Annotated in this window: 10 protein-coding genes; 7 read left to right on the forward strand and 3 right to left on the reverse strand. The window is 55.7% G+C overall.

Annotated elements, in window-relative coordinates; all coding sequences use genetic code 11:
• Entirely contained in the window at positions 1-1,158 is a 1,158-nt protein-coding gene (locus EYW45_RS11925; protein ID WP_161135634.1) for an alginate O-acetyltransferase AlgX-related protein, read from the forward strand.
• Here the strand turns inward: EYW45_RS11925 and EYW45_RS11930 are convergent.
• Genes EYW45_RS11930 through EYW45_RS11940 form a run of 3 tightly spaced genes read right to left on the reverse strand, consistent with a single transcriptional unit; the run spans position 1,139 to position 4,176 of the window.
• Positions 1,139-2,599, reverse strand: a complete 1,461-nt coding sequence (locus EYW45_RS11930) for a hypothetical protein (RefSeq protein ID WP_161135635.1) — start codon at positions 2,597-2,599, stop codon at positions 1,139-1,141. The genes EYW45_RS11925 and EYW45_RS11930 overlap by 20 nt on opposite strands.
• A 45-nt stretch (positions 2,600-2,644) precedes the next feature.
• The gene (locus tag EYW45_RS11935) at positions 2,645-3,658 is read right to left on the reverse strand and encodes a glycosyltransferase family 2 protein (RefSeq protein ID WP_161135636.1); all 1,014 of its coding nucleotides are present in this window, start codon (positions 3,656-3,658) and stop codon (positions 2,645-2,647) included.
• A gap of 17 nt (positions 3,659-3,675) precedes the next feature.
• On the reverse strand, positions 3,676-4,176 hold the full coding sequence (locus EYW45_RS11940) for an EamA family transporter (protein WP_161135637.1): 501 nt from the start codon (positions 4,174-4,176) through the stop codon (positions 3,676-3,678).
• A gap of 251 nt (positions 4,177-4,427) precedes the next feature.
• Between EYW45_RS11940 and EYW45_RS11945 the strand changes: the two genes are divergently transcribed.
• The 6 genes from EYW45_RS11945 to EYW45_RS11970 all read left to right on the forward strand — a co-directional run bounded on the left by EYW45_RS11945 (position 4,428) and on the right by EYW45_RS11970 (position 11,626).
• On the forward strand, positions 4,428-4,694 hold the full coding sequence (locus EYW45_RS11945; protein WP_161135638.1) for a hypothetical protein: 267 nt from the start codon (positions 4,428-4,430) through the stop codon (positions 4,692-4,694).
• Positions 4,691-6,790: a DUF6077 domain-containing protein gene (locus tag EYW45_RS11950; protein ID WP_161135639.1), complete on the forward strand. Its 2,100-nt coding sequence runs from the start codon at positions 4,691-4,693 to the stop codon at positions 6,788-6,790. The genes EYW45_RS11945 and EYW45_RS11950 overlap by 4 nt, the downstream gene beginning before the upstream one ends.
• A 359-nt stretch (positions 6,791-7,149) precedes the next feature.
• The gene (locus EYW45_RS11955) at positions 7,150-8,574 is read left to right on the forward strand and encodes a UbiA family prenyltransferase (protein ID WP_161135640.1); all 1,425 of its coding nucleotides are present in this window, start codon (positions 7,150-7,152) and stop codon (positions 8,572-8,574) included.
• 2 nt (positions 8,575-8,576) lie between these two features.
• Complete coding sequence (locus EYW45_RS11960; protein WP_161136216.1) at positions 8,577-9,893, forward strand: FAD-binding oxidoreductase; 1,317 nt, start codon at positions 8,577-8,579, stop codon at positions 9,891-9,893.
• Complete coding sequence (locus EYW45_RS11965; protein ID WP_161135641.1) at positions 9,890-10,630, forward strand: SDR family oxidoreductase; 741 nt, start codon at positions 9,890-9,892, stop codon at positions 10,628-10,630. Before EYW45_RS11960 ends, EYW45_RS11965 begins: the two co-directional genes overlap by 4 nt.
• Before the next feature lie 54 nt (positions 10,631-10,684).
• A complete protein-coding gene (locus EYW45_RS11970; protein ID WP_161135642.1) occupies positions 10,685-11,626 on the forward strand; it encodes an NAD-dependent epimerase/dehydratase family protein in 942 nt (313 codons plus the stop codon).
• Positions 11,627-11,772: the final 146 nt, after the last annotated feature.

Genomic DNA, 11,772 nt, shown 5'->3' on the forward strand with positions numbered 1-11,772 from the left:
ATGCTGCAGCGTACGAAGTCCCATAGCTGGCTGCCGTTGATTGTCTGGAGCGTGGTGCTCATTGCGCTCTTCCATTTGTTCCCGCTGCTGCATTTCGCGCAACCGGGCCTGCAGGAGAACAGGGTACTGGCCAGCGCCCCGTCGGTGCCCCGGACCATGGCAGAATGGTCCGAACTTCCGCGTCGCCTGGATGCTTTCGCGATCGATAATTTCGCGATGCGTCCCTACCTGATTTCCGTCTTGAATCTGGTGCGGTACAAATTGGGATATTCAGGATCCAAGCGCGTAGTCGTAGGTCAGGATGGTTGGCTTTTCTTCGATAACGACACACATCTTGGCATCGTAGCTGGCGAGCTTCGCGCGCCAGCTACGGAGGTGGCGAACTGGGCTCGTGGTTTCGAACAGCGCAGAGCATATCTACAGCGTAGAAATGCCGAATTTTTCATGCTCGTGGCGCCGGTAAAGGAAGACATTTTCCCGGAGCATCGGCCGTCATGGATGCCACGAGAGCGAGTCACCACCGAGATCGACGATTTCTTGGGTGCATTGAGTCCTGAAGACCGCGCACGAGTGGCAGATCCTCGAGACACCATCATCGCGCGCAAGCACGAAGCCATTCTGTACGACCAGTTCGATACTCACTGGACCGGCTTAGGCGCCTATTTGGGATACCAGGCGCTGATGGAAGTCATGTCCAGACGTTATCCGGACATGACTGCACTTCCCGCCAGCGCCTTTACGCCGACGCCGCAGGCCCCCAACCGCATGCAACGCGACCTAGCTCTGATGCTGGGAATATCCAATTTCATCAAGCAGGATCGGGTCTCCTACGCCACAATTCCCGAAAATGACCCTGCAAGAACCGAATTCCTGGGGCCCCGAACGGACTGGACTGCCCCGCAAATCATGCACACCGAGAGTAAAGGCGGCCGCACGTTACTGCTGCTGCGCGACTCGTTTTCATCGGAGTTGGTGCCGCTTCTGAAACCTCACTTCAGCCGCATCATTTCGGTCCACGTCCAAGACGGTTTTTTTCGTGAGGACCTGGTGGAAAAGTACCGGCCGGACGTCGTCGCGCTGGTGATGATCGAAACCGGTATGCGTTTCTCGATGGACCTGAAGCCCGCACTGGCCCAATCTATACCGCCGTTGCCGTGACGTCGCCCCGCGGCCGGTTGAAAGAGGCTGCCAGCATCAGCATTCCCACAATCGTGCTCAGCACGCCAAAATACTGGTAACGGAAGTCGCAGGCGATTCCCACCAGCAAATAGGATGCGGTGAAGGTCAAGCCCGACGCCGAAATTATCGTGGCGAGTACATCTCGGCGATAAGCGCTCACGCCACAAACAACGATGCCGAGAAGAAACCAGATCCCGCCAGCGAACCAGTACAGGTTATCCATTGCATAGCGGTAGAGAAAACTCTTGGCTTGCGTCTCGGCCGGCAAAAATACGGCAGCGTCGGGCACGGGCTGTCCTGTCGCTTGCAAAGCGGGAACCGCATCGGTCGCTATCCCAACATGCATGGGCAGGCACCGGCCACCCGCGTGATTGAGGGTCAATAACGCCTGCCACGTGGACCATCGATGTCCGATCCAGGCGCCAGGTTCGGACACGATCGACGCGCCCCACAATGACAATATCCGTTTGTTGGCCTGAAGCGGTGCGAGCGACTGGAATGTCTTGTTTAGATAGTCGACCCTTTCCGGCGAATATTCCTTTGCGGACGCGTCAATCAACGCCCGCCCGTTGATGCCATAAGATCCACTCAGTGCCTCCATTGCGACAGGCGAACGCGAGGCGACGGCAGCAATGTCGTAGCTGGCGAGAACGCCCAATCCTACTGAAAGGCCCCCTGTCGCTCGAGGCGCGATGACTTGGTTGGAAATGAATTGAAGTGCTGCGGTCGTCGCGAGAAGTCCCGTCATCAGCGCGAGGAAACTGACTAATGCCTGCTTCTTTTGCGGCCAGCAAAGCTGCACCGCTATGTACAGGCAGCCTGCCGTCGCGACGATGATGCCTTGTTGGCGGATCAACGTGGCTGCCGCGAAGAGAACCACGGCAACGAGCAGCGCCAGGGAACGCCTGCTTCGAATATGCGAAGCAACGCCGAAACCCAGCAACGCGACGTTCGCGAAAAACACGTCCTTCCAAACGGTGCCGTTGTAAATCAGTACCAGAGGCGAGAGCGACATCACGATGATGACTGCCAACACGACGATCCGGTAGCGCGGATCGTAGCCGCGCAGCAGCAGGTACGTGCCCAAGTAGAATGCCGCCGAGCTGGTCATCATGAAGCCAGCGGTCACATTGAGTTTGTAGTACGCCCCGAGCAGCGCGCTCATGATTGGCGGGTTGAAGGACATTGACTTGCCTTGAACGCCCTCGGCCAACTGAAACACGGAGTCCATCGAGAAGTGACCCGGGAAATTCAGAGCCAAGCTGATCAAATATCCCAAAAGCAGCGTCCAGGCCAGGGAGGTCTGCCAGAGACGATGCGATGGGGACTGAGTGGCGTAAGCGCTGATCTTGGTAGTTGGCATCTGGGTAAAGAATGAGGGCGTACGAGTCAGGTCAGGCCGGAGCTGACGAGTGAGCATCGATCAGAACGACATACCCGATAGCTGAATATGCGTTCGGGCAGATCAGGAAGACGGGCGGGTCGGGCTGTCAACTGCTGATTCTGACGCGTTCTTGCGCGGCAGCAACTTGCTGATTGCGCGCGACGGGGCATTGGCGACGTCGTAATTGACGAATGCCAGCAACAGCTGAATGCCGGCGATCATTGGAAGTGCCGCAAGCATTACGGTTCCGATCGGCGTGGAAATGTCGTGCGTCGAAGAGTTGATCCAGTGCACTGCACCGAAAAGCACGCCGAAAAGAAAGAAAAACACACCAAAAATCAATTCAAGCGAGGCGGCATTCATATCACGCAAAAAATACGAATAAAATATTCTCTTGAAAGCGTTCCGCGTATGTTTTCCCAGGAACTCAAGAAAGATTTTCTTGATCTTCAGGTTGGATTCTTCATCGCCATAATGCGCGTGCATCGGAACATCGGTTACGACGGCGCGTAACGTATTCAGGCGAAAAAGCATGTCGGTTTCGAAAAAATATCTGCTGCTGATTTTATCGAACGGTAATTTCGCTGCGACTCTCGTATCGATCGCCGTATAGCCATTGGTTGGGTCGAATATTCCCCAATATCCGCTCGAAATCTTTGTCATGAACGAAAGGCCGGCATTGCCAAAAAGTCGAATTTTCGGCATTTGATTAATTTCGGCGAGATCGTAGAAGCGGTTGCCTTTTGTGTAGTCGGACCATCCCTCGACAATAGGCATCACAAATCGCGGCAGCAGTTTTGGATCCATCTGACCGTCGCCGTCCACTTTCACAACGATATCCATTCCCTCTTCGATGGCCGCCTGGTATCCCGTAAGAACAGCCCCACCCACACCGGCGTTCTGCACATGCCTTATGACGCGTACGCGAGGGTCGTGACAATGCGTCTCGACATAATCGCCAGACTTATCCGGGCAACAATCGTCGACAACGTAAATACGCTGGACCTCTGGGCCAAAATTATCAAGCACGCCGATAATATGCGCCGTGACCTTATACGAGGGAATGACGACGGCGATCTTTGGATCAATAATCATATTGAATTGGATATAAGTTAACCGAAGCGGGTCACTACGACGATGCCAGCGACTACCAATGCACCCCCAACGATTGCACCTGTACTAAGTGGTTCGCGAAACAAAAACGTACTTGCGATGGGGACAAGTACGAAACTCAGCGCCATATAGTTGTAAGCTTTGTTAAGTGGAACGTACCGTAGCAGGCTAATCCAAAGAAGTGTCGTCAAGCCATAAAGGATTCCCGCCGCTCCTACGATCAAAAGCGCCTTGGTATCGAACCAAGTTCCGGCATGCTGTATTTCGCTACCGGCCTTCTTAAAAAGCAATTGTCCGCATGCGATCGCGATAACGCATGTTAATGCCCAGACGGTATGCAAAGGTGACATATAAACCTTATGATATTTGTGATTGGGTGTGCCTAAATGAGTTGGTGTGTCGTGTAGTCCGATCAAGTCGAGGACATAGCAGGCGCTCACGTGGGGCATGGCACACAACTTTTGCATCGACTGAATGTTACCGCGATTGTTGTGGGTCATCTTCCTGCGGGTTGCAGGAGTAAGCCGCCATTGGCGATATTGCGTTGTTGACCGGCCACAGAACAGTTCAGCCGATCAACCAGTCTCCACGGCATTTGGCTCTCGGATTAGATGAGCTAACTACGGTCAGTAGTGGGCATCGTTACGCAACGTCAATGTCCTTATGGCTCGTCAACCACATAGCAACTTCTAGGCGCAGCTCGCAGCTGTGGACGTTGACGTAACCTTGCTGCGTGATGACGAAGCTGCACTTGGAATGGAATGCCGGATGGGAAACGGTCGCTGCGTTGCATTGGAAATGCGCCACTCACGATATCTATGCACAGGAATTCGCGCAGATCCGCGGTGCCTTTTACGATGTATTGGTGACAACTGCGAACGTCGATTTTCCCGCACTCGAGAACGCGGGTTATTGGTTCACCGCTATGGTGGAGGCTTCGAGTACGTCGCCGTTTCACACGATGGTGGTGTACATTCGATCACCGTCGCTGCTTCGTCCATTTGGCGCGTTTGGATGAATGCACTGCGGTTGTATCGGTGGATCAGGAATCCGCTGATTTTGCGTTGCCGATGCCGCTATATTTCTCAAGCAACGCATGTCGTCGACGCCATAGCCAGCGGCTCGGGCACCACGCCTGTGTCGCGCCAAATCGTGGAATTTCTGGTCAAGATGCGTATTCTGTTGGCTCTGTTCATCATATTTTTCGCTGGATGGACCTTCTCTGCACATGCGGTGGTGGTTTTTGGCGGAACATTAAAAAACCTGATCGTCTTGGCTCCATTTCTTATCGGGGCGCTGATGTGGCTTTTCCATTTGTTCGACAGGCCGATGCCGCTTTCGGAGGGCGCCAAGCTCTCCATCCCAGGTATCCAAAGGTTTGAGCGGTCTCAAACGACAGCACTGCGCGTTTTTCTGTTAGCTGTAGCACCCTTCACCGTCGCCCTGCCTTTTGCATTTTTTCTCATTTACACCGCGTCTGTGTTAGTGGCATGTTTGATGACGCCCGACACGTGTGAAGCCCCCCCCGACGTACACGTCGAGATGCGTTGGGATTCGTGGGGCGTCGTCTTATTCGTCGGCATTGCTTTTACGATGCTGTCGTTCGCGATCTCCAGGGCCGATCTGGATGATGCTTTTTATGCAGCGGTGGCTGCGCACGCGGCCGCTAATCCCGAGATTGCCCTCCTAAGTGTTGACCCTATGCATGGCGAAGTGGGTCTGCCCATGATGTTTCCTAGCTACAAGTTCGCCTCGTTCGAATTGTTGGCTGCCGCTTTGGGCTGGATGCTCTCGTTGCCGGCGATGAGCGTTTACTACGTTGGGCTGATACCTGTTTGGGGGGCGGCGGCTACGCTTGCAACCTTCGCGCTCGCGCGCGAGTTGTTTCCACGGCGCTGGCTGGTGGGCGGGGTTGCGGCTTTCCTGCTGATGGCCCTAATGGGCGAAATGCACCGGGCTCCAGCGAACTTCTCCTTTGTTCGGATTTTCCAAGGGAAAGCGGTCTTCCTATGCGTTTTCCTTCCGGCGATCTTTTATTTCGCTTCACGATATTTTTCCGATAGAGCACGGCGTTCGGATCTGTTTCTTCTGCTGTGCTGCCAGATCGGCGCAATAGGTTGTTCGAATTTCGCCATGCTGGCCGCACCGCTGGCGACAGGCGGCGCGGTGCTTTCCCAGCTTCCCAATGTGCGTAGCCGGGGATGGCGTCCGTTCATTTTGGCAATGCTGGTGCCGCTGGTGGCCTTGCCCTATCTGATAGATGTCGCTTTGAATTCGCGTGGTTCGCCAATCCTCGGATTTTCTAACGAAAGTCCTCTTAGCGTTTGGTCAACGGTATTTGGCACCCATCAGCAGTATTTGATTGTTCTTCTTCTCATGGCGGGGCCGTTGTTAGCGAGAAATGGCCCGCTTCGCTGGGCGTTGGCAATTCCGCCCTTGCTGCTCTTCTCCATCTATCTGAATCCATGGTTCGCCGGGTTCATTTCCCACTACATCACGACGCCTGCGGTTTATTGGCGCGTAGTATGGACATTTCCAATCTTGATCTTTGGATCGATTGGAATTGCCGTGATCATGGATGAGTGGCGCCGACCGTCGGTGCCACGTATCCTGCGTGCGATGCCCGTCTTGCTGCTCGTGATCGGCATTGCGCTAGCGCTACCGTACAACACGCTGCGCCACGACAACATCGGAGCCTTTCATGGATTTGCAAAAGACAAGATCGCCAAGGCTGATGTAGTCCTAGCCCGAAAAGTCATTGCGCTCGATGTGGGGGAGGGCGGCAGGGTATTGGCGCCCGACGCCGTCGCGGGCGTAATTAGCCGCTACGAACGACATCCAAAATTGATCAGTGTGCGCGGGTCATATCTCGACATGCTGGCATATGCCATGCCAGAGGATGAATACGTCCGCCGTCGCGCGCTTTACGATTTTGTCGTGTCCGGCAAAGCTGCTAACGAATCGTTACTGCGGACGGCTCTGGATCAGTTGGATGTCAATATCATCGTCATGGCGCGCGACACAATTACAGACGGAGTTCGCAAGTCATTGGCAACCAATGACTTCTTCGAGATAGACGCCACTCACGGCTACGTCATTCTCCGACGCGGCTAGCCAGGTCGAGGCACAACAACGGGTCGCACCGCCTCTCGTTGGACCTCTGATAGCAACTGATTTCGCTCTTGTTCCTGTCGTGGGCGGTGATACTGCTCCCAGCATTAACGATCCCCCGATAGTGCGTATGGGCGTTGGTGCTACGTCGTAATGGACGGAGGGCGAATAATAAGCACCAAGGGGAAATAAATGTAAGGTGGCGACTGCCGATCGTATCGGCGAATTGCGTTGCTAGGCATGATCGCTGACATTCGGTCCAGCCAAAGTAGGGCTAAAATCGCGGGTTCGTCGGCTTATTTGCACGTCGTCCCAATGAACGCTCGCTGGCTTGGCGCATTGGTTGCAGCAGAGGATACTTAATGAATCAAGTCCCACTGGTCGTGGATCTCGACGGTACGTTATTGCGATCGGATACGCTTTTCGAGACTTGGTTGAGTGTCTTGAAAGCGTCGCCGTTGACGGCCTTGGCATCGATCTCCTGGGTGGCGAAGGGCAAGGCGTTCTTGAAGCAACGCCTCGCCGAAGAAAGCGAGGTCGACGTCGCATTGCTCCCTTTCAATTCGTCTGTGCTCGAAATGATGCACAGTGCGAGTGACGCCGGTCGCCCCGTCGTGCTCGCGACAGCAACCCACAAAATTTATGCTGATCGCATTGCCGCGTATCTCGGCGGCTTTGCCGACGTGATCGCCACGGAGGATGACGTCAATCTTTCATCACATCGAAAACGAGATGTTCTGGTGGCGCGTTATGGGTCCAAGGGTTTCGATTACATCGGAAATTCTCACGACGACATCGCGGTCTGGAAAGAGGCGCGTGAGGTGCACATTGTCGAGCCGCACCGCGGCGTGGTGCGCAAAGCCAGTGAAAACGGAGACGTGCACTCGGTGACCGCCGAGGCTACCCCCAAGTGGCGCACATGGGTAAAAGCGCTACGCCTGCACCAATGGATCAAGAACCTTCTCATCTTCGTCCCGCTTCTGGCCAGTCACCGCTTGGCCGAGGTGCCGATGATCGGCACCGGCATTCTCGCGTTCATCGCTTTCGGTTTGTGCGCATCGAGTGTGTATGTGCTCAACGATCTTCTCGATCTGGCCGACGATCGTCAGCACACGACCAAGCGAAATCGACCTTTCGCAGCCGGCAAGTTGGAGATCAAGCATGGCCTGTTCGCAGTGCCCATTCTGCTGCTCCTTGCCTTCGGACTGGCGGCGCTGTTCCTGCCGCTCGCGTTCTCTTTGGCCCTAGTCGGTTACTACATCGTTACCCTGCTCTATTCGCTATGGCTGAAACGCCAGATGATGGTCGACGTGGTTACGCTCGGCGTGCTGTATACCTGCCGCATCATCGCAGGCGCGTTGGCTTTCCAGATCGCCCTGACGTTCTGGATGCTCGCCTTCTCGATGTTCATGTTCTTGAGTCTTGCGCTGGTCAAACGTTATGCCGAGCTGGGCGAAGCGCGGCGCCGCGGCAAGGAAGGCCAAACGCGCGGCCGTGGCTACTTCCCTGACGATCTAGAGATGATTTCATCGCTCGGCGCCGCATCCGGCTATATCGCCGTCATGGTGCTCGCCCTCTACATCCAGGAACAAAACATCATCGCGCTCTACCGGCATCCGGAAGTGCTGTGGCTTTCGTGTCCCTTGCTGCTGTTCTGGATTTCGCGCACCTGGATGCTGACGCATCGGGGTGAGATGCATGATGATCCTATCGTTTTCGCCGTGAAGGATCGTGTGAGTCTCGTCGTGGGCGCGTTGTTCGGCATCATTTTCTGGATTGCGACGTGAGTTTGCCCACGCGTCTGTCATGGGGCCGTTATCCGGCCACGCCTCAAGCGGCCCACGCAGCGGCGTGGCGTGACGACGTGCCGGCTTTGCTGCAGTCTCTCGGAAAACGCTATGCCAGCACACTGCCTTTCGGCAATGGCCGCAGTTACGGTGACAGCTGCTATGCCGAGTCGAATCATGTGATTGCGATGGACGGCCTCAATCGATTCATCGAAGCCGATTGGGCCAGTGGGCGCATCAAAGCCGAAGCAGGGGTGTTGCTTGCCGACGTGCTGAGTATCGCCGTGCCCAATGGTTGGTTCGTGCCGGTTACGCCGGGCACGAAGTACGTGACATTGGGCGGGGCGATTGCCAACGACGTACATGGCAAGAACCATCATGTCCGTGGCACATTTGGGCGGCATGTGTTGTCGTTCGGACTGTCGCGTTCCGATAAAGCAGCGGAATTAGTGTGCTCGCCCACGCAAAATAAGGCGCTATTCGCGGCGTCGATAGGGGGGCTTGGACTGACCGGCATCATTACCTGGGTCGAGTTTCAATTGATGCCGATCGTGTCCCCGGCGATCGATGTGACGTCGTACAAGTTCGGTTCACTGGCGGAGTTCTTTACGCTTTCCGCCGAGCTCGATCCGGTCCATGAATATGGTGTGGCGTGGGTGGATTGCCTGGCAACGGGAGAGGCCGCGGGCCGTGGCATCTACATGGTGGGCGATCATGCACGTATTGGCGAGCTTGAGATCAAGCCGAGCAGTAAGCGAAGCGTGCCGTTCGTATTGCCAATTTCCGCGATCAATAACGTCACGCTGCGTGCTTTCAATTCGGCTTACTACGCCAAGCAGAAAGCCGGAAAACAGCAATCGCGCACCGATTTCGAGCCGTTCTTTTACCCGCTCGACGGTATTCTTCACTGGAATCGCATTTATGGCCGGCGCGGTTTTCAGCAGTTTCAGTGCGTGATTCCGGATCACAGCGCCGAACCGGCAACGCGGGCGTTGCTCGCAGCGATTGCGCGATCGGGCACCGGTTCGTTTTTGGCAGTACTCAAGCGCTGCGGCAACATTGCCTCGCCTGGATTGATGTCGTTCCCGATGGCGGGCACGTCGCTGGCGCTGGATTTTCCCAATAACGCGCGCCTGGATCGTCTGCTGCGCGAACTCGACGTTATCGTCAACGAGGCGGGAGGCAGGTTGTATCCGGCGAAAGACGCACACATGCGCGGCGAGGATTTTCGCAGCGCCTATCCCCAATGGCATGAAGTGGAAGCCTTGCGCGATCCGCTTTTGTGCTCGCAGTTCTGGAAAAGAGTGACGCAGTCATGAAAAAGATTTTGATCATCGGCGCCACGTCGGCCATTGCGCATGCCTGCGCACGAAACTGGGCAGGCGAGAAGGCCGCCTTTTTTCTGGTGGGCCGCAATACCGAGAAGCTGGCACAGGCCGCTGACGATCTGCGCGCACGCGGTGCGGTATCGGTGGATGTGCATGCCCTGGACATGAATGACTTCGATGCGCACGGCGCCATGCTGGATGCGTGCTATCGCACGTTGACGCATATCGATGTGGCGCTGATTGCACACGGCACGCTGCCGGACCAACAGCAGTGCGAGCAAAGCGCCGACCATGCACTCAAGGAATTTTCGAGCAATGGCTTGAGTGTGATTGCCGTATTGACGGATCTGGCGAACCGGATGGAGAAAGATCGTCATGGCACGATCGCGGTGATTTCTTCTGTTGCGGGCGAGCGCGGACGGCCGACCAATTATCTGTATGGATCGGCCAAGGCGGCCGTGACGGCATTCTGCGAAGGGCTGCGCGCACGCATGTTTAAGGTAGGCGTACATGTGTTGACCATCAAGCCGGGCTTCGTCGATACGCCGATGACGCAAGGACTGCCGTTGCCGGGGCCCCTGGTGGCGTCGGCCGAGAAAGTGGCTGCGATCATCTGCAAGGCTGTCGAACGCAAGTCGGATTCGGTCTATGCGCCGCATTTCTGGGCGTTGATCATGCTCGCGATTCGCAATGTGCCGACGGTGCTATTCAAGCGTTTGAATCTTTGATGGCGGTGTACGCATCGACCCAACATTGATTCACTCCCTCCATTCGAATTTGATATGACATCCTCACCCAAAATCGTTTTAACCGGCGGCGCCGGTCTTGTCGGTCAGAACCTGGTTGCGCATCTGAAGCGCAAGGGGTTTACCAATCTCGTGGTGCTCGACAAGCACAAGTCGAATCTAGAGATTCTGCGCAAGTTCCACCCCGACATCGTCGTGGAATATGCGGATCTTGCCGAAGCCGGTGATTGGGCGCGTCATTTCGAGGGCGCTGACGAAGTCGTGATGCTGCAGGCGCAGATCGGTGACCCGAATCCGGAACCGTTCATTCGCAACAACATCACGTCGACTGAACGCATTCTGGAAGTCATCAAGCGATACAACGTTCCCCATACGGTGCATATCAGTTCATCGGTAGTGGAATCGGTCGCCAAGGACGATTACACCAATACGAAGCGCGCCCAAGAGAAGATCGTGCTTGCCAGCGGTATCAATACCGTCGTGTTGCGTCCCACATTGATGTTTGGGTGGTTCGATCGCAAGCATCTGGGGTGGTTGTCGCGCTTCATGCAACGCATGCCGGTGTTTCCGATCCCGGGCAATGGCCGCTACATGCGCCAGCCGCTGTACGTGGGCGACTTCTGCAGCATTATCGTGAGCTGCATCGAGAAGGGCATCAGTGGCCAGATCTACAACATCAGCGGGCGTGAGAAGGTCGATTACATCGACATCATTCGCGAGATCAAGCGGGCGACCAATGCGCGCGCGAAGATCGTGAAGATTCCGTATGGTCTTTTTTACGCGCTGTTGAAGGTGTGGGGCACCTTCGACAAAAATCCGCCGTTTACCGCCGATCAGTTGCAGGCGCTCGTCGCTCACGACGAGTTTGAAGTGATCGATTGGCCCACGATCTTTGGTGTGACGGCAACGCCGTTTGCGCAGGCCATCGACCAAACCATGAACGATCCCGAGTACGGCAAAGTCGTATTGGAGTTTTGAGCGTGACGATGAATAACCAGAACGTGCCGCCGGCGCCCGCAACGCCTGCGAATACCGCAAACGCTGCGAATCCTTTGAACCCCGTGAATTCGCAGGCCACCGGTGTCGACGCCAGCGCCGCAGCCGGCACATACGCTGGGGCCGCA

Origin of the sequence: Schauerella aestuarii, from assembly GCF_009866805.1 — a bacterium.
GTDB lineage: Bacteria > Pseudomonadota > Gammaproteobacteria > Burkholderiales > Burkholderiaceae_B > Schauerella > Schauerella aestuarii.

What these genes read in the sequence shown, in the direction of transcription:
- EYW45_RS11925 (WP_161135634.1), top strand. Translation starts at nt 1, where the DNA reads ATGCTGCAGCGTACGAAGTCCCATAGCTGGCTGCCGTTGATTGTCTGG.
- EYW45_RS11930 (WP_161135635.1), bottom strand. Translation starts at nt 2,599, where the DNA reads ATGCTCACTCGTCAGCTCCGGCCTGACCTGACTCGTACGCCCTCATTC.
- EYW45_RS11935 (WP_161135636.1), bottom strand. Translation starts at nt 3,658, where the DNA reads ATGATTATTGATCCAAAGATCGCCGTCGTCATTCCCTCGTATAAGGTC.
- EYW45_RS11940 (WP_161135637.1), bottom strand. Translation starts at nt 4,176, where the DNA reads ATGACCCACAACAATCGCGGTAACATTCAGTCGATGCAAAAGTTGTGT.
- EYW45_RS11950 (WP_161135639.1), top strand. Translation starts at nt 4,691, where the DNA reads ATGAATGCACTGCGGTTGTATCGGTGGATCAGGAATCCGCTGATTTTG.
- EYW45_RS11955 (WP_161135640.1), top strand. Translation starts at nt 7,150, where the DNA reads ATGAATCAAGTCCCACTGGTCGTGGATCTCGACGGTACGTTATTGCGA.
- EYW45_RS11965 (WP_161135641.1), top strand. Translation starts at nt 9,890, where the DNA reads ATGAAAAAGATTTTGATCATCGGCGCCACGTCGGCCATTGCGCATGCC.
- EYW45_RS11970 (WP_161135642.1), top strand. Translation starts at nt 10,685, where the DNA reads ATGACATCCTCACCCAAAATCGTTTTAACCGGCGGCGCCGGTCTTGTC.